Source organism: Agromyces sp. NPDC060279 (assembly GCF_042726785.1).
Classification (GTDB): domain Bacteria; phylum Actinomycetota; class Actinomycetes; order Actinomycetales; family Microbacteriaceae; genus Agromyces.
Map to the genome: position 1 here is coordinate 138,541 of NZ_JBHXBK010000004.1, position 15,513 is coordinate 154,053.

The following is a 15,513-nucleotide window of genomic DNA, read 5'->3' on the forward strand; positions in this document are numbered from 1 at the left end:
CCGAACCTCTGGGAGACGGTCGGCGGCGCGGTGCTCGTCGCCGGCGTCTTCATCGCGAACGCGCCGGCACGGCGGCGCCTACAGCGCCCCGGTCGCCGGCTTCTCGACGACGCGGCCGTCGCCCTCGAAGGACAGCAGCCGGTCGGCGAGCTTGTCGACGAAGAAGCGGTCGTGCGAGACCACAACGACCGCGCCCGGGAAGTGCGTCAGCGCCCGCTCCATCACCTGCGTCGAGGTGATGTCGAGATGGTTGGTGGGCTCGTCGAGCACGATCACCGCAGCTCCTGAGAGCAGGCACTGCGCGATCGCCACGCGCGCCCGCTGCCCGCCCGAGAGGGTACCGATCTTCTGCTGCAGCTCGGCGTCGGAGAACTGCAGCATCGCGAGGAACCGCGCCACGCTCTTCTTCGTCGCCGTGAAGGCGAGCGAGTCGGGGTACGCGTTCACCGCGTGTCCGACGGTGTCGGTCAGGTCGAGCTCGGCGTACACCTGGTTGTACGACACGAAGCGGGCGCCCTTCGCCCAGCGCACGGTGCCCGCATCGGGCGACGTCACCCCGGTGAGCACGTCGAGCAGGGTCGACTTACCGGATCCGTTCGGCCCGATCACCGCGACCCGGTCACCGCGCTGCAGGTCGAGGCTGAGCCCGTCGAACACGGGCGCGCCGCCGAACGACTTCGACAGCCCGGTGACGGTCAGCAGGTCGTTCGACACCTTCAACCCGTCGTAGATCGAGGTGATGATCTGGTCGATGGGTCGCGGCGCCTGCCGCTTCTTGATGTCGGCGAGGCGGCGGGCGACGGCGTTCGAGGGGTTGCGCGCCGCTTCGCGACGGGCGGATGCCGCGGCCTGCTCGTAGGCGAGCAACTCCTCCTCGTGCGCGAACTGGCGCTCCAGCATCTTCAGGCGGGACTGCTTCGCGTGCACGTACGCGGAGTAGTCGCCCTCGTACTCCTGCAGGCGGTAGTTCTCGATCTCGATGATGCGGTCCACGACGCCGTCGAGGAACTGCCGGTCGTGCGACACCACGAGCACCGCCCCGGCAAAGCCCTGCAACCAGTTCTCGACCCACTTCACCCCGTCGAGGTCGAGGAAGTTCGTCGGCTCGTCGAGCAGCAGCACATCGGGTGCCTGCACGAGGATCAGCGCGAGCGCGGCGCGGTTGCGCCATCCGCCCGAAAGCCGATCGACGGGCAGGTGCCGGCGCTCCTCGTCGAAGCCGAGCCGCGTGAGCACGGTGTCGATCGTGGTCTCGTAGGTCCAGCCGCCGATGGCGTCCATCCGCTCGAAGAGCGCGCCCTGCTCGGTGAGCAGCTTGTCCATGGCCGAGGCATCCATCGGCTCCGCGAGCTGCGCGCCGATCTCGTCGAGCCGGGCCTGCGTCTCGTGCACCTCGGTGAAGTGGTCGCTCAGCGTCTGCTGCACGCTGCGCTCGCCGTCGAGCTCTGAGAACTGCGAGAAGTAGCCGATCGTCGTGCCCTGCGTGACGTCGACCGTGCCGCCCGTGGGCTCGCGCCGGCCGAGCACGATCTCGAGGAATGTCGACTTGCCCGTGCCGTTCTTGCCGATGAGCCCGACTCGGTCGCCCTTGCGCAGCTTCAGGAACGCCTCTTTGAGCACCGGTCGCCCGTCGTAGTCCATGCTGACGTCGTTCAGGCGGATCAGGCTCACGGGTGTCCTCGCGTCGGGGGTCGGGAGCGGCGAGACGGATGCCTCGAGCCGCCAGTCGACTCTACCGAGCGCGCCTGTGCACGGGCGGCGACGCCGCGCAACGGATTGTGCGAGGCTCCAGGTCGCGAGAACGCAGGTCGGAGGGAGATGCGGATGCCTCAACGAGTGCTCGCCGTCGCGGCATCCATGATCGCGCTGACGCTCGCCGGATGCGCCCCGACCGCTACGCCCGCATCGCCGAGCACGCCGGTGTCTGTTCCTCCGCCGTCGACGTCGGCGACACCACCCGCGCTCGACCTGAGCGCGCCACCCGCCGGCAACCTCGAATCCTTCGACGCTCTCGCTCATGAGGTCATCGCACGGGATGCACCGCCGACGACGTCAGACTTCGTCGATGCGCTGCGCACCGCGGGCGCACCCGATGAGCGCCTTGAGTTCGGCACGGACCTGACGACCGAGGGAAAACCGGTCGATGCGTACTTCTGGGCGGTGCGGTTCGACGACGGATGCCTCGTCGGCCAGTTCCGGCCGCTCGAAGCGGACCCCAATCGGCAGTACCTCAGCGCCGAGGCACCGCTCGTGGGCGGGCGTTGTCTGGTGGCCCGACCGCCCGAGACCCGGAACAGACCGGATAAGGTCGCACCATGAATCCCGCCGCGACATGGAACCAGCGGACACTCTAGTGAGTCAGACCACCGCCGAACTCGTGTTCGCGAGCATCGGTTTCGTCGGCTTCTTCGCGTTGGGCATTGCCTCAGTCGTCGTCCCGCGCCGAGTCGGCCGGTTCTTTCAAGTGGGAGGAGGCCCGCTTCTAGGTCCTCGAATGGCCGCCAAGATGTTCTCGACGGGCCGCATCCGCTACACGGGGTGCGTGTTGACGCTCATGACGCCATTCATGGCGTGGGGCGCCGTCACGAACATCCTCGCGTGATCACTCCGCGTCGCGGGGCGGGTTGTGCATGAACTCGATGCGGATGCCGTTGTCGTCTTCGAGGAACGAGGCGTAGTAGCGCTCGTTGAAGCGGGGGTACAGCTTCGGCTCGCGCACGACGCTCCACCCGGCATCCGTCGCGACCGCGTGCAGCCGGTCGACCTCGTCGCGGGAGTCGACCGCGAAGGCGAGGTGCTGCCAGCCGACCCGGCCGTGCTCGTGCGGGCCGGAGTCGGGCTCGCGCGCGGCGAAGACGATGAACTCCGTCTCGCCCTCCTTCCACCAGGCGGCCGAGTCGTGGTGCTCGCCGCCCTTCTCGAACCCGAGGGCGGTGAGCACGGCGTCGAACTGGTCGATGCCGCGGCGGAGGTCGGCGACGGAGACCCCGAGGTGATCGAAAACTGGCATGCCCACCAGTCTGACGGATGCCGGCGACGCGCGCGCATGGGCAGGGCTCCCCATTCCCCTGGCGTGACGGCCTGGATAGCTTGGCGACACGCACGACCGAAGGGAACGCGATGCGCACCTCCATCCGCACCAAGGCGGCGGCCCTCGCCACCGCAGCGAGCCTCACCCTCGGCGGCGGCCTCGCGCTCGCCACCGCCGCCCCCGCGAACGCCGCCTACGAACAGATGCAGACGTACAGCAACTATCCGACGAAGCAGCGCTGCCAGTCGGAGCAGACGTACGCGTTCCAGCGCATCGCTGCGACCGGTCACAAGCGCACCGCGTACACGCCGTGCCACTACCAGGACTCGAAGCGGAAGTGGATGTTCCAGGTCTGGTTCATCTGAGCCAACAGTTCGCGGCTCGCTCGTCAGCGACGCGGCCTCCAGGCACTGACGAGCGAGCAGCCGCTACTTGCCGGTCTGGATCAGCAGGTCGGGCTTGATGACACCCGCCCGCAGAATTTCTTCGAGGTCACTGACCTCGGCGTTGAATCCGCTCTGTCGCCGGATCTCCTTGCGAACCGCGTCGAGCACGGATGACGACTGCAGCACCTCGGCCAGAGCCTGAGGCGACGTCGCTGCCTGGCGCTTCCAGAGTTCGTCGATCGTGCCCCGCTTGAGCGCAGAACGATGGAGATGGAACAGCCGCTCGACCTTCTTGGGTGCAGCCTCGTCCGCGAGGAGGTCGACGTCGAGGGCCAAATTCGTCGCGACCTGCTGTCCCGTCGCCACCGAGACGTGGTACGCCTGCCAGCGCTGCCCGTTGGTGAGGATGATCCACTCGAGACCCTCCTTGACGGCATAGGTCTCGACCTGCCGGAGATGCCGAGCGTTCAGCTGCTGGGCTGCGCGCTTCACCTCAATGAACGCGATGAGCTGCTTGTCGATACGCACGCCGTAGTCGGCGAACTCCCCACGAACCGCGTACTCCGTCGTGAGGTCCTCGTACTTGTCGTATCCGAGGGCCATGCAGAGGAAGTCAGTTACGAGCAGACGGGTGTCACCCTCGTTCGCATCGCGCTCAACGAGGTCCTGCAGCGGGCGCTGGAACTTCCGCAGCGCACCGCGAATCTCGTCGCGGGCGTCCGTCTCCCACTTCGGGCCGGCGGTCTTCTTGGGGGCGGGCTGGGCGTCACTCATGGGTTCCCTCGTGTGGTGCATCATTGCGCCGACGATCGACACCATGCCAGCGTCCCAAACGCACGACCGCAGATCGTGGGAGAGGGTTACCCCAAAACTGGGGTGACCCCCTCCGAATGACTCAGCCTCGCCGCACCACCGCAACCACCGCGGCCACCGCCACGAGCCCCGCGCTCACCATCAGCGGGCCGACCGCGCCGAGCGCGCTCGCGTAGGCCGCTCCGCCGAGCACCGGCCCAACGGCCGCACCGACGTTGAGTGAGGCCGTCGCGTACGAACCCGCCATGGTCGGCGCACCCGTCGCGGCGCGCATCGACGCGGCGATGAGCGTGCTGCCCACCGCGAACGACAGCGCACCCTGCGCGAAGGTGAGCACGAGCAGCGCGGCCGGGTTCGCGGCGAGCAGCGCGAAGGCGCACCATCCGGCGAGCAGCGCGACTCCCCCGAACCGCAGCATGCCTCGCGCGTGCCGGTCGCCGAAGCGCCCCGCCGCCCACACGCCGAGGAACGATCCGAGCCCGAACAGCGCCAGCACGAGCGGCACCGCCGGCTCGGCGAGCCCGGCCCGCTCGGTGACGAGCGGCGCGAGGAAGGTGAAGGCGCAGAACGTCGCCCCGTTCACGAGCGCCCCGAGCGCGAGCGGGCGCAGCAGCGCCGGGCGGCGGAGTTCGGCCAGCTCGGTCCGGAGCGGTGGCGCGGCGGGTCCGTCGCCGCGGGATGCCGTCGAGGCATCCGTCCGCGTCGGCACGGCGAGTGCGACGCCGAGGAGCGCCGGCAGCGAGAGAAGGGCGACGCCCCAGAGCGCCGCCCGCCAGTCGAGCAGCGCGCCGACCGCGGCGCCGGCGGGCACCCCGACGATGAGGGCGAGCGTCGTGCCGCCGAGGATCACGGCGAGCGCGCGGGCGAGCCGGTGCGGCGGCACGAGCGCTGAGACGGTCGAGAGGGTGACGGCGAGGAAGCCCGCGTTGCAGAGCGCCGCGACCACGCGCGTCGCGAGCAGCACGCCGAAGTGGTCGGTCAGGGCGCCGACGACGTGCATCGCGATGAAGCCGAGGAGGAGCGCCGAGAGCGCGATCCGTGGCGACCAGCGCCGGGCGAGCGCCGCCATGAGCGGCGCTCCGACGATCATTCCGACGGCGAAGGCGGTGGTGAGGAGCGCCGCTTCGGGCACGGTGACGCCGAGGTCCGCGGCGATGGCCGGCAGGAGGCCGGCGAGCATGAACTCCGAGGTGCCCTGCGCGAAGACCGCGACAGCGAGCAGCACGATGAGGATTGGCATGAGTGAACTCCGATGGTGGTGACGGTCGGTCGATGACGGACCGGCACACCGGAGCCCCGAACCGGGCTCGGCGCAGCGCCAAGGCGATGCAGCGAAGCGCGCGCCGCTCAGAGGGCGCGATGGAGGTTGGAGCTACCGGCGGGCCGGCAGCTCGACTCTGGATGCTTCGGGAGAACTCACCCGGCCAGGCTAGCGGATGCCTCGACGAGCCGGCGTGCGCCGGTTGATAGGGTGCCGGGACACGCGCGTCGCGAACCAGGGACGACGCAGGAACCCGGGGGCCACGATGAGCGTTTCACCGAATGACGCCCGAGCGGCGACGCCGAACCCGCGCCTCGCATTCCGGTACCTCATCGTCGGGCTCGTAGCGGAGCTCGTCGCCCTCGGCCCGTGGTTCGGGGTCGCGCTCCTCGAGCAGGGGTCCCCGCCGGCCGTCGCGCTCACCTTTGTCGCCATCGCGCTGCACGCGTTCTCGCTCGCGTTCCTGCTCGCCGCGACCATCTTCGGCATCGTCAATCTGCGCCGCCGGGTTCAGCCCACCGCCCTTCAACTGCTGGCGGCGCTCGCGCTCCCGATCGCGGTGGTGCTGCTGGTGCCCTTCGTGGTCGTGCTGTTCCTCATCACGACCTAGTCTCGACGACGAGCGTCTCGAAGCGGAACGGACCCGGGCACTCCCCGAACATGCCGGTGCGCTCGACCGCGACCGGGATCTCGTACTCGCCGTCGAGCAAGCCGGTCCCGTCGACCGTCTCGACGGCCACGCGCAGAGTCCGCTCGTTCCCGTCTCCGTATGCGCCCTCGCCGAGGTACGGCGCCGCCTGGGGCACCCGCCAGACGCCGCCGGGCATGGTCTCACCGACGGTCGGCTCGGCGCCGCGCTCGACGGGCGAGGCTGCGCAGCCGGCGCCGAAGCAGGCCGAGACGATCACGTCGTCGGGAAGCGCCGGGTCGAAGGCGACGACCGCCGGGCCGTCGTAGAGGTACCCGACGGCCGAGCAGGCCACGACGCCGGGGCCGGCGCAGCCGCTCAGGGCGAGCGCGAGGCCGCCGGCGAGCGTTGCGACGCCGGCAACTCCGAATCGTCGGGTGGGCATGCCTCGAGCATGCCAGGCACCCCTCCCACGCGACGCGGGGCCGCGGCATCCGTTGTCGAAGCGATGCGCGATCGTCGCCGAACCGGGACCGCGCGCCCCCAACCCCGACCGCGTTCCACTCGTCGGGGGTGCATGCGAGGATCGGCATATGAGCCCCGACGCCATGACCGCCGCCGACTGGCGCGCCCTCGAGGCGCACATCGCGGAGCGCTACGCCGAGGCGGTCCACGCCTACCTGGCGGACCACCCCGGCGAACGCGTCTACGGCGTCGCGTCCCATGTCTTCTACAGCGAGACCGGTGGGGTCATCGCGTGGCCGGGGCTCGCCGTCGGCAGCGAGGAGTCGCTCGCGGCGGCCGCCGAAGGCTCGAGCTTCAGCACCGAGGAGCTGCGCTGGAGCCCCGCCGACTGGGCGTTCCAACTCGACCCGAGCGAAGCCGATGACGCCTGGGCGGCCCGCGTCGAGGAGGCTGCTCGTGCCGGCGACGACGCGCACTGGGAGGCGATCTTCGCGCGGTTCCTCCGCAGCTTCGCGACCGCGGCCAAGCCGGCGAAGAAGCGGCTGCGCGCCGAAGGCGCCGTCGCGCCCGGGTTTCTCGCCCTCGCCATGGACGAGGCATGGGAGCTCGTCCCCCTGAGCCTCACGAAGGCCGAGCTCGAGCGGCACTTCCCCGAGCTCGGCGAACAGGCGCAGGAGCTGGCCCGCCTCGAAGCCCTTCCCGCGCCCGAGCGGGCCGCCGCCCTCGGCGAGCTGCTCGACGCGTACACGCCGGGCGTCGTCTCGACCGAAGACGCGGAGCGGCTGCTGCGCGGGCTCGGCGAGGCATCCGTCGATGTCGCGCTCGAGCGGATGCCTCGCTCGCACCGCCGCTGGCAGTGGGCGAAGCTGCTCGCCGACCTCGGCATCCCTCGCGACGACGCGATCGACGCCCTCGCGACGGTGCTGCGCGCGAAGAAGCTGCCGGAGCCCGACCGCGCCTGGGCCGCCGCGGCGCTCGCGCGACTCGGACGCCTCGACCTCGTGCTCGCCGAGGCCGAGCGGATGCCTCGCCCCGTCCTGCTGCGCGGGCTCGCCGCGCCGTACACCTCGTTCCGCGACCGTGCAGTGCGGCACCTGCCGCTCGACTACGCCCCGCTCGAAGCCGCCCTCGCCGAGCGCCCGGAGCTGGCCGAGGCGATGCTCGACGAGCTCCGACCCGGCAGCGGGTACTGCGCCATCGAGCCCGCCGAAACGGCGACCGCGCGCGCGGCGCTCGACTCCCCCTTCGAAGTGGTGCGGCGGCACGCGCGCCTGGTGCTCGACCACGCCGGGCTGTCAGCATGAGCCCGCCACCCGATGCCGCGATCGGTGCCGCGCTGCTCCGGGTCGCGGCCGAGGCATCCGTCCCCTCCGTCGCGCTGCGCGACGCCGGCCTCATCGACGCCGTCCCGGAACTCGCGGCGCTCGCCGCCACCCCGCAGGATCCGCAGTGGCACCCGGAGGGCGACGTGCTCGTACACTCCCTCGGCGCGGCCGACCTGGCGGCCCGCCTCGCCGACGAGCTGGGCACTGCCCCCGAACGCCGCCGCCTGCTCGTGCTCGGAGCCCTGCTGCACGACGTCGGCAAGCCCGCGACGACCCGCGAGCGCGAGGGACGGATCACCTCGCTCGGTCACGCAGAGCACGGCGGCGCGCTGGTGCGCGAACTGGGCGCCCGCCTGACGTGGCCCGAGTCGCTCATCGAGCCGCTGGCGGCCCTCGTCGAGACGCACATGGCGCATGTCTCGGTGCAGGGTGAACCCTCGCGCCGCGCGGTGCGTCGGCTGCGCACCCGGCTCGAGGCCGCCGGCACCACCCTCGCCGACTGGGCGGTCGTGGTGCGCTGCGACGGCGACGCTCGCGGCGCCACAGCGAGACCGGATGCCTCGCTCCCCTGGCTGCGGATCGCCGCCGAACTCGGCTGAGCGCCGCGCCGTCCTGCGTTCCTGCGGCGCGGCTGTGGATGTCTCGCGGCGCATGTCGGGCGTGTGCCCGAGAGTGGAACGATGCTGCCCGCCCTGCTCTGGAGCCAGTACTGGCTCTCGTCGCTGATGCTCATCTTTCTGCTCACCTTGATCTGGGGGTGGACGGTGATGGTCGGCATGGCGCCGTGGGGCGGAGGGTTCCGACTCGGGCGCTGGGAGATGTGGGCGGCGCGCCTGCCACAGTGGTGGCGCGTCTGCACGGCTCCATTGACTCCGAAGCCCGCGGCCGTCGGACCGAGCCATGCGCGGCTCGAGGCGGAGAACGGCTCTGTCGCTCGCATCGCGCACAACGCCTGGCTGGGCATCTGGAGCGCTCCGACCCTGCTCGCTTGGCTCCTCATCGGGCTCGGCGGTGCGCAGGCGATCTGGACTCTGCTGACCTTCCTCGGGTCGCGCTCGACGGGATGGCTCGTGCTCGCGTTCGGCGTCCTCGTGCTCACCCTGGTGCCGATGCTGGTCACGCTTACCCTCCGTGAACGTGCGTGGCTCGCTCGCGCGCCGTTCGAGTGGCGGTTCTGCGTACTGGCTGCCCAGACGCTGGAGCGAGCGCGAAAGGCCGGCGCAAGTCCGCCCGCCGGGTGGGGCGATGCGGCCCCGACGCAGACCCTCGAACAGCTCGTCGAGCGTCGTGAACTGCCACGGGGCACCACGTCCGATGCCCTCGTTGCTGAGCGCTGGCGCCTCGGCTCGCGCCAGCTCAGCCGGGCCGTCGCCGAGCAGCGGGCGCAGCGTACGGGCGGCGTCGCGCTCCTCGCTTGGTATGTGGAGGCGGCGTCGCGGCTCACCCTCACGGGCAGAACGGCACCTCGACTGCGTCTTCGGAGGCCGAGCTCGCCCGGCACCAGCGGCGCGATCGAGCGCCGAATCGATCCGTTCCTGAGGGCGGCGATCATCGTCGCCGCCATCGGGCTCACGACGGCGGTCGCGTCGGGTGTCCTCATCGCCGCCGAGCGAGGTGAGCAGCTCACGATGCCGCTCGACCTCGTCCCCGGCTGGCTCAACGGCCTCGCCGCCATCGCCACCGTGCTCACCCTCGTGCTGAGCGCGGCGCGCGCCTGGTCGGCTCGTCATCGCGCCCGCGACGAACTGCTCGCCGGCTGACCCTCCGGCATGGGCAGCGCTGCCCATTCCATTGGCGACCGCGCCGTCGCTAGCCTGGGGCCACGCCGCCGCGGGCGACCGCCCCGGTGGAATCTCGGGGGAAGGAACGCAGATGCGTGCACGTGGAATGAAGACCTTGGCGGCGCTCGGAGTCAGCCTCGCGATGGTGTTCGGCGGCTCGGCCGTCGCGAACGCCGCACCGCAGACCTGGTACTACATCACGGGATACAGCCAGACCGACTGCCAACGCATCTCAAACCAGTACCGGGGGCTCGGCGCGCGCATCGTGACGGCCTGCCACAAGCGCTCGTACGACCAGAAGTGGGCGTTCTCCTACTACTGGATCAACTGAGGCGGCGCCGACGCCTCGGCCCCTGCGGAGGAGATCGTCACTGAGGGAGGGCTCCGGGCCGCAGAACGACCTCCCTGGGTGACGATCTCCTCCCGCGGAGCCCGGCACCGACGGCGCACCGGCCCGCCGACTCAGGCCGCGGCGGTCCCGGCGGCCACGATCGCGGTGACGATGTGCTCGGCGACGGCCTCGGCATCCAGCTCGCGCACCACGCGCGTCGCCCCGCCGCCCGGCGTGAAGACGCTGCGTCCCTCGCCCTCGCCGTCGCGCTCAATCGTGACGGTGCCCGGCTCGGAGACCTCGAACAGGCCCGGCTCGGTCAGGGTGAGCACGGTCACCGGGTCGTGCGGCACGTTCCACTCGACGTTCCAGTAGCGCCACCACTGCTCGACCTCGGCGAGGACGAGCGCGCCGAGCGGACCCGCCGCCCCGATGCGGTCGAGCTGGTCGCGGCGGATCTCGACCCGGCGGGTCACCTCGAGTCCGGTGACGGTGGTCGGGATGCCGGCGCCGAAGACGAGCTCGGCGGCCGCCGAGTCGCTGCGCAGGTTGTGCTCGGGCTCGTCGTCGGTGAACGAGCCGCCCATGATCCAGAGGTGGCGCACGGCGCCGGCGAAGCGCTCGTCGGCCTCGATCGCGGCGGCGATGTTCGTGAGCGGCCCGATCGCGACGACGTCGATCTCGCCCGGGTTGGCGACGACCTGCTCGACGAGGAAGTCGACGGCGTCGCCCGCCTCGACGCGCTCGCGCTCGAGGTCCTCGAGCAGCGCGCCCTCGTGCCCGGCCCACCAGATCTCGCGGCCCGAGCGGGTCTCGGCGCGGCCCGCGTAGACGGGCACGTCGCGGCCCGCGAGCTCGACGATGCGGCGGCTCATCCGGGCGCGCAGCAGCGTGTCGCCGTAGACGGTGGTGACGCCGACGAGCTCGACGGCGGGAAGGCCGAGCAGCTGGCTGAGCGCCATGGCGTCGTCGACGTCGGAGCCGAGGTCGGTGTCGAGGATGACTCGGTGGGCAGCGCGCATCGGCGGTGCTCCTTTCGGGGTCGTGCGGGAGGTGCGAGTGGTGCGGAGATCGGGTCGGCTACTTGAGCCCGGTCGTGGAGACGGACTGGATGAAGTAGCGCTGGAAGCCGATGATGATCGCCAGCGGGATGAGGATGAGGATCACGGAGGCCGCGAACAGCACCCCGTAGTCGACGGCGAACTGCCCCTGCAGGTTCGACAGTGCGACGGGTCCGACGACGTGGTCGCGGTCGGTGCCCATGAGCAGCGGCCACACGTACGCCTGCCACTGGAACAGGAACAGCATGAGCCCGGCGCCGATGAGCGCCGGCACCGACAGCGGCAGGTAGATCCGGCGGAACACGCCCCACGGTCCGAGGCCGTCGAGGCGGGCCGCCTCGACGAGCTCCTCGGGGATCGCGAGGAAGAAGGTGCGCAGCAGGAAGATCGCCATGCCGTTGCCGAGGCCCGGCAGGATCAGCCCGAAGAACGTGTTCTGCAGGTTCCAGTCGCGGAACATGTCGGCGAGCGGGATCGCGATCGCGTCGAACGGGATGAGGAACGACAGGATGATCAGCGAGAACACGAGCCCCTGCCCGCGGAACTTGAACGCCGACAGCCCGTAAGCGGCGGTCGCGCAGATCACGAGCCCGACGACGACGGTCACGAGGCTGATGAACAGCGAGTTCAGGATGGCCCGGCCGAGGTCGGTGTCGAGCAGCGCGAAGTAGTTGTCGAGCGTCGGCGTGAGCGTGAAGAAGGTGCGCCACTCGAGTGGGTTCAGGTAGCGGAAGGTCTCGTCGCCGGGGCGGAGGGAGTTCACGACCGTCCACCACAGCGGGATGAGGAACGCGAGGCCGATGACGGCGCCGAGCACGGAGGTGCCGACGGGGCCGAGGCGGCGCCGGCTCGATCGGCGGCGGCCGGCCGGTGCCTGGGAGGGGGCGAGGGATGCGGTCATGTCAGTCCTCCGACCGGAGCAGGCGGAACTGCAGGGCGACGATCACGAGCGTGATGAGCACGAGGATGACGACCTCGGCCTGCGCGGTGTTCAGGTCGCCGAGCGTGTACGCCCTGGTGAAGATGTCGTACATGAGGAGGTTCGTGGAGCCCTCGGGCCCGCCCTTCGTGAGGATCTGCACCGGCGCGAAGACGAGCAGGTTCGACACGGTGTCGGCGACGAGCACGAAGGCGAGCGGGCGGCGCACGAGCGGGAAGGTGATGGTCCACAGCTGCCGCCACGCGGAGGCGCCGTCGAGCGAGGCGGCCTCGTAGTAGGAGCGCGGGATGTCGTTGATGCCCGCGATGAGGAACATCATCCAGTAGCCCACGCCGATCCACGACAGCAGCACCATGATCGAGGCGAGCGCCTGCTGCGGCGAGGTGAGGAACGGCTGCGCGGGCAGGCCGAGCAGGTCGAGGAACGCGTTCGCGAGGCCGTCGGGCCGGTAGATCACGCTCCAGATGACCGCGGAGACGGCGGGCGGCACGGCGATCGGCAGGATGACGAGCGAGCGCCAGATCTTGGAGCCGGCCGCCTTGCGGGTGTAGAGCACCGCGAGCAGGAAGGCGGTCGCGACCTGCAGCGGGTTGATCAGGATGGTGAAGACGAGCGTGACGAGCAGCGCGTTCTGGAAGTCGGGGTTGCCGAACAGCTCGAAGTAGTTGCCGAGGGCGACGAACTGCGTGCCGCCCAGGATGCTCGTGCGGAACAGGCTGTCCCAGAGGGCGACCGCGGCCGGCGCGAGCCGGAGCACGAGCAGCGCGATGAGCGCGGGGGCGAGGAACGCGAGGGCGATGAGGGCGGGATGCCGCCGCCCGCGCCGCGTGGGGCGGGCCGGCGGCGCCGGCCGCACCGCCCGGCGGGCGCGGGAGTCCGCGCCCGCCCGGGTGGTGGGAGTGGTCATCGCAACTTCTTCCAGGCGTCCTGGATCTGCGTGGTCGCCTGCTCGAGGCGGGCGGCCGGGTCGGAGCCGTTGCGGATGTCCGCGAAGGCGGTGTTCATCGCCGACTCGAACTGCACGTAGCCGACGGAGACGGGCCGGGGAACGGCGGTCTCCTCGATCTCGTAGGTGATGAGGTCGGCGACGCCGGCGGCGTGCTCGCCGCCGAGCTCCTCGAGCCCCGGCAGGTACTTCGCGGCGGCCTCGGTGTTCGAGGGGATGATCGTCGTCGCCTCGGTCGTGGCGAGCGCGCCGGCCGGGTCGAGCGCGGCGAACTCGATGAACTCGCGCGCGGCGTCCTTGTTCTTCGACGCGGTGTTCACGCCCCACGACCAGGAGCCGGTCGGGGTCGCGACCTCGCCGCCCTCGAAGTACGGCATCGGGGCGACGCCCCAGTCGAAGCTCGCGTCGGAGGCGAAGCGGCCGACGTCCCACGGGCCGCCGACGAAGAAGGCGACGTTGCCGTCGATGAAGACGGGCGCGGTCTGGAAGCCGCCGACGCCGCGCGGCGAGAGGCCGCTCTCGAAGGTGTCGCCGTACCAGGCCATGGCCTGCTGCCATCCCTCGTTCGTGACGTCGACGGTGAGCATGTCGTCACCGGTGATGCCCGAGCCGCCGCCGAGCGACTCGGCGAGGGGCTGCAGCTGGTAGTACGCCTCGACCTGCTCGAGCAGCAGACCGTACTGGGTGCCGGCGGCCTGGGCGGCGCGGCCGGCGTCGGCGGTCTGCTCCCACGTCCAGCGGGCGGCGGGGTCGGCGGTGGGCGCCTCGACGCCGGCCGCGGCGAGGGCGTCGCGGTTGAAGAACAGCATCTGCGTCGAGTTCCAGACCGAGAGGGCCCACATCTTGCCGTCGTACTGGTTGATCTCGAACTGCGCGGAGCTCGTGGCGGCCTTCGCCTCGTCGGAGAGGTCGCTGAGGTCTTCGAGGAAGCCCTGCGCGGCGAGCTGGGAGAGGTTCGGCTGGTCGACGGCGTAGACGTCGATGGTGTCGTCCTTCGCGCCGAGCCGCTGCTGCAGCGTGCTCGAGTACTGGTCGAACGGCACCTGCGTGTAGTCGATGGTGATGTCGGGGTGCTCGGCCTCGAACGCCGCGATGACCGGGGCGAAGGTCGCCGGGTCCTCCGGGCCGAGGAACCGGACCGTGCCGGATCCGTCGCCGGCCGAGCCGGAGTCGGCGGGGGCCGAGCAGCCGGCGAGGAGCACGGCGCTCGCCGCGACTCCGGCGAGCAGCAACGCTCGTGAACGCTTCATTGGGTGCACCTTCCGTCGGGGGAATCGTCGCGCTCGTCCGCCGCGCCGGCGAGTGAGGCCGGGATCCCGCCTGCTGTGCGCAGGATCTAAGCGGATAGACGAAGCGGTTAGATGGCACTCTAGGCTACCGCCTCCAGCGACGCAAGACGCCATCGCCGAGGCATCCGGGTGCGCCCCGCCGGCGCGCCGCACTGCTAGCATCCATGCAGGTCTAACCGCTTAGCAGGAGGGAGCCGCGATGGCCACCGGACGCGATGTCGCCCAACTCGCCGGCACCTCGACGGCCGTCGTGAGCTACGTCTTCAACAACGGCCCACGCAACGTCTCCCCCGCGACCCGCGAACGCGTGCTCGCCGCCGCCGCCGAACTCAACTACCGACCCAACGCGCTCGCTCGCGCGCTCAGCTTCGGCCGCACCTCGACGATCGGGCTCATCGTGCCCGACATCGCGAACCCCTACTTCGGCGAACTCGCCCGCGCCCTCGAGGACGCGGCGATGGAGCGCGGCGAGCTGCTGCTCATCGGCGACTCGAGCCTCGACCCGGAGCGGGAGCGCCGGCACATCGCCGCCTTCGTCGAGCGCCGCGTGGACTCGGTCGTCATGGTCTCGCTGCTCGACGAACCCGACTTCGCGGCGTTCGACCAGGCCTCCATCCCCGTGATCGCGCTGCACCCCATCGGCGACGACGCCCCGGCGGCCTCGCTCACCATCGACTACGAACTCGCCGCCCGCGCCGCCGCCGCCCACCTCGTCGCCCACGACTTCGACTCAATCGGCCTCCTGAACGGACCGGCGCACTCCGTCGGCGCCGGCCAGCACCGCCGCGGCTTCCTCGCCGCCATGGCCGAGGCGGAACGACCGCTGCGACACGACGAGCGCAACAGCGGCACCTCCCGAGCGGATGCCTCGGCCGTCTCCCTGCGCTGGCTCGCCGAGCCCGACCGCCCGCGCGCCATCACCTGCGCCACCGACGAACAGGCTTACGGCGTGCTGCACGCTGCCTACCTGCTGGGCCTGCGCGTGCCGCAGGACCTCGCCGTCATCGGTTTCGACGGCACTGAGCACTCCGAGTACGCGGTGCCCCCGCTCACCACCGTGCGCCAGCCGATCCGGGCGATCGCGGCCCGCGCCATCGACCTCGTCGCCGAGGCCGCCGCCGAACCCGCCGACGGCGCCGACTTCACCCGCGTGCGCGAGCTCGCAGGCCACGAGCTGATCGTGCGCGCCTCCTGCGGCTGCGCGCAGGGCTGAACCGCCTCTAGCCCGGAAGCCCCGGGCCGTGCCAGCATGTCCT

Annotated in this window: 18 protein-coding genes; 9 read left to right on the forward strand and 9 right to left on the reverse strand. The window is 71.1% G+C overall.

Features of this window, described 5'->3' with window-relative positions; all coding sequences use genetic code 11:
- Positions 1–78: 78 nt before the first annotated feature.
- Positions 79–1,671, reverse strand: coding sequence for an ABC-F family ATP-binding cassette domain-containing protein (locus ACFWE1_RS13290; protein WP_376933902.1), 1,593 nt, complete (start codon positions 1,669–1,671; stop codon positions 79–81).
- A gap of 153 nt (positions 1,672–1,824) precedes the next feature.
- On the opposite strand from ACFWE1_RS13290, the gene ACFWE1_RS13295 reads away from it, so the two are divergent.
- The gene (locus ACFWE1_RS13295; protein WP_376933903.1) at positions 1,825–2,319 is read left to right on the forward strand and encodes a DUF6993 domain-containing protein; all 495 of its coding nucleotides are present in this window, start codon (positions 1,825–1,827) and stop codon (positions 2,317–2,319) included.
- Between the two features lie 34 nt (positions 2,320–2,353).
- Positions 2,354–2,602: a hypothetical protein gene (locus ACFWE1_RS13300; RefSeq protein ID WP_376933904.1), complete on the forward strand. Its 249-nt coding sequence runs from the start codon at positions 2,354–2,356 to the stop codon at positions 2,600–2,602.
- Here the strand turns inward: ACFWE1_RS13300 and ACFWE1_RS13305 are convergent, their stop codons facing one another.
- Positions 2,603–3,010 carry a VOC family protein gene (locus ACFWE1_RS13305; protein WP_376933905.1) on the reverse strand — a complete coding sequence of 136 codons (408 nt, stop codon included), beginning with the start codon at positions 3,008–3,010 and terminating at the stop codon, positions 2,603–2,605.
- 110 nt (positions 3,011–3,120) lie between these two features.
- Here ACFWE1_RS13305 and ACFWE1_RS13310 point away from each other — a divergent pair, with 110 nt between their 5' ends.
- Positions 3,121–3,396 carry a hypothetical protein gene (locus tag ACFWE1_RS13310; protein WP_376933906.1) on the forward strand — a complete coding sequence of 92 codons (276 nt, stop codon included), beginning with the start codon at positions 3,121–3,123 and terminating at the stop codon, positions 3,394–3,396.
- Positions 3,397–3,459: 63 nt separating this feature from the next.
- Here ACFWE1_RS13310 and ACFWE1_RS13315 read toward each other — a convergent pair whose 3' ends face one another.
- Together ACFWE1_RS13315 and ACFWE1_RS13320 are read right to left on the reverse strand one after the other, a co-directional pair.
- On the reverse strand, positions 3,460–4,236 hold the full coding sequence (locus ACFWE1_RS13315; protein ID WP_376933907.1) for a type I restriction enzyme HsdR N-terminal domain-containing protein: 777 nt from the start codon (positions 4,234–4,236) through the stop codon (positions 3,460–3,462).
- Between the two features lie 76 nt (positions 4,237–4,312).
- Positions 4,313–5,470 (reverse strand): Cmx/CmrA family chloramphenicol efflux MFS transporter, encoded by a 1,158-nt coding sequence (locus tag ACFWE1_RS13320; RefSeq protein WP_376933908.1) that lies wholly within the window; start codon positions 5,468–5,470, stop codon positions 4,313–4,315.
- Between the two features lie 286 nt (positions 5,471–5,756).
- On the opposite strand from ACFWE1_RS13320, the gene ACFWE1_RS13325 reads away from it, so the two are divergent.
- Positions 5,757–6,101 (forward strand): hypothetical protein, encoded by a 345-nt coding sequence (locus tag ACFWE1_RS13325; RefSeq protein WP_376933909.1) that lies wholly within the window; start codon positions 5,757–5,759, stop codon positions 6,099–6,101.
- On the opposite strand, the gene ACFWE1_RS13330 is transcribed toward ACFWE1_RS13325, so the two are convergent.
- Entirely contained in the window at positions 6,091–6,564 is a 474-nt protein-coding gene (locus ACFWE1_RS13330; RefSeq protein WP_376933910.1) for a hypothetical protein, read from the reverse strand. The two genes, ACFWE1_RS13325 and ACFWE1_RS13330, sit on opposite strands and share 11 nt — an antisense overlap.
- Positions 6,565–6,712: 148 nt before the next feature.
- Between ACFWE1_RS13330 and ACFWE1_RS13335 the strand changes: the two genes are divergently transcribed.
- From ACFWE1_RS13335 to ACFWE1_RS13350, 4 genes are all read left to right on the forward strand, one after another.
- Positions 6,713–7,888, forward strand: a complete 1,176-nt coding sequence (locus ACFWE1_RS13335; RefSeq protein ID WP_376933911.1) for a DUF4303 domain-containing protein — start codon at positions 6,713–6,715, stop codon at positions 7,886–7,888.
- Entirely contained in the window at positions 7,885–8,508 is a 624-nt protein-coding gene (locus tag ACFWE1_RS13340; RefSeq protein WP_376933912.1) for an HD domain-containing protein, read from the forward strand. Before ACFWE1_RS13335 ends, ACFWE1_RS13340 begins: the two co-directional genes overlap by 4 nt.
- Before the next feature lie 81 nt (positions 8,509–8,589).
- Positions 8,590–9,669 (forward strand): hypothetical protein, encoded by a 1,080-nt coding sequence (locus tag ACFWE1_RS13345; protein ID WP_376933913.1) that lies wholly within the window; start codon positions 8,590–8,592, stop codon positions 9,667–9,669.
- 112 nt (positions 9,670–9,781) lie between these two features.
- Positions 9,782–10,021 (forward strand): hypothetical protein, encoded by a 240-nt coding sequence (locus ACFWE1_RS13350; RefSeq protein ID WP_376933914.1) that lies wholly within the window; start codon positions 9,782–9,784, stop codon positions 10,019–10,021.
- Positions 10,022–10,152: 131 nt separating this feature from the next.
- On the opposite strand, the gene ACFWE1_RS13355 is transcribed toward ACFWE1_RS13350, so the two are convergent.
- From ACFWE1_RS13355 to ACFWE1_RS13370, 4 genes are read right to left on the reverse strand one after another with little or no spacing between them, the layout of a single operon-like run.
- On the reverse strand, positions 10,153–11,043 hold the full coding sequence (locus tag ACFWE1_RS13355; protein ID WP_376933915.1) for a nucleoside hydrolase: 891 nt from the start codon (positions 11,041–11,043) through the stop codon (positions 10,153–10,155).
- 58 nt (positions 11,044–11,101) lie between these two features.
- Positions 11,102–11,983 carry a carbohydrate ABC transporter permease gene (locus tag ACFWE1_RS13360; protein WP_376933916.1) on the reverse strand — a complete coding sequence of 294 codons (882 nt, stop codon included), beginning with the start codon at positions 11,981–11,983 and terminating at the stop codon, positions 11,102–11,104.
- Between the two features lies 1 nt (position 11,984).
- Positions 11,985–12,929: a carbohydrate ABC transporter permease gene (locus tag ACFWE1_RS13365; protein WP_376933917.1), complete on the reverse strand. Its 945-nt coding sequence runs from the start codon at positions 12,927–12,929 to the stop codon at positions 11,985–11,987.
- Positions 12,926–14,218, reverse strand: a complete 1,293-nt coding sequence (locus ACFWE1_RS13370; RefSeq protein WP_376933918.1) for an extracellular solute-binding protein — start codon at positions 14,216–14,218, stop codon at positions 12,926–12,928. Before ACFWE1_RS13370 ends, ACFWE1_RS13365 begins: the two co-directional genes overlap by 4 nt.
- A 238-nt stretch (positions 14,219–14,456) precedes the next feature.
- On the opposite strand from ACFWE1_RS13370, the gene ACFWE1_RS13375 reads away from it, so the two are divergent.
- Positions 14,457–15,470, forward strand: coding sequence for a LacI family DNA-binding transcriptional regulator (locus ACFWE1_RS13375; protein WP_376933919.1), 1,014 nt, complete (start codon positions 14,457–14,459; stop codon positions 15,468–15,470).
- Positions 15,471–15,513: the final 43 nt, after the last annotated feature.

What these genes read in the sequence shown, in the direction of transcription:
- ACFWE1_RS13295 (WP_376933903.1), top strand. Translation starts at nt 1,825, where the DNA reads ATGCCTCAACGAGTGCTCGCCGTCGCGGCATCCATGATCGCGCTGACG.
- ACFWE1_RS13305 (WP_376933905.1), bottom strand. Translation starts at nt 3,010, where the DNA reads ATGCCAGTTTTCGATCACCTCGGGGTCTCCGTCGCCGACCTCCGCCGC.
- ACFWE1_RS13310 (WP_376933906.1), top strand. Translation starts at nt 3,121, where the DNA reads ATGCGCACCTCCATCCGCACCAAGGCGGCGGCCCTCGCCACCGCAGCG.
- ACFWE1_RS13315 (WP_376933907.1), bottom strand. Translation starts at nt 4,236, where the DNA reads ATGGTGTCGATCGTCGGCGCAATGATGCACCACACGAGGGAACCCATG.
- ACFWE1_RS13320 (WP_376933908.1), bottom strand. Translation starts at nt 5,470, where the DNA reads ATGCCAATCCTCATCGTGCTGCTCGCTGTCGCGGTCTTCGCGCAGGGC.
- ACFWE1_RS13325 (WP_376933909.1), top strand. Translation starts at nt 5,757, where the DNA reads ATGAGCGTTTCACCGAATGACGCCCGAGCGGCGACGCCGAACCCGCGC.
- ACFWE1_RS13330 (WP_376933910.1), bottom strand. Translation starts at nt 6,564, where the DNA reads ATGCCCACCCGACGATTCGGAGTTGCCGGCGTCGCAACGCTCGCCGGC.
- ACFWE1_RS13335 (WP_376933911.1), top strand. Translation starts at nt 6,713, where the DNA reads ATGAGCCCCGACGCCATGACCGCCGCCGACTGGCGCGCCCTCGAGGCG.
- ACFWE1_RS13340 (WP_376933912.1), top strand. Translation starts at nt 7,885, where the DNA reads ATGAGCCCGCCACCCGATGCCGCGATCGGTGCCGCGCTGCTCCGGGTC.
- ACFWE1_RS13345 (WP_376933913.1), top strand. Translation starts at nt 8,590, where the DNA reads ATGCTGCCCGCCCTGCTCTGGAGCCAGTACTGGCTCTCGTCGCTGATG.
- ACFWE1_RS13350 (WP_376933914.1), top strand. Translation starts at nt 9,782, where the DNA reads ATGCGTGCACGTGGAATGAAGACCTTGGCGGCGCTCGGAGTCAGCCTC.
- ACFWE1_RS13355 (WP_376933915.1), bottom strand. Translation starts at nt 11,043, where the DNA reads ATGCGCGCTGCCCACCGAGTCATCCTCGACACCGACCTCGGCTCCGAC.
- ACFWE1_RS13360 (WP_376933916.1), bottom strand. Translation starts at nt 11,983, where the DNA reads ATGACCGCATCCCTCGCCCCCTCCCAGGCACCGGCCGGCCGCCGCCGA.
- ACFWE1_RS13365 (WP_376933917.1), bottom strand. Translation starts at nt 12,929, where the DNA reads ATGACCACTCCCACCACCCGGGCGGGCGCGGACTCCCGCGCCCGCCGG.
- ACFWE1_RS13370 (WP_376933918.1), bottom strand. Translation starts at nt 14,218, where the DNA reads ATGAAGCGTTCACGAGCGTTGCTGCTCGCCGGAGTCGCGGCGAGCGCC.
- ACFWE1_RS13375 (WP_376933919.1), top strand. Translation starts at nt 14,457, where the DNA reads ATGGCCACCGGACGCGATGTCGCCCAACTCGCCGGCACCTCGACGGCC.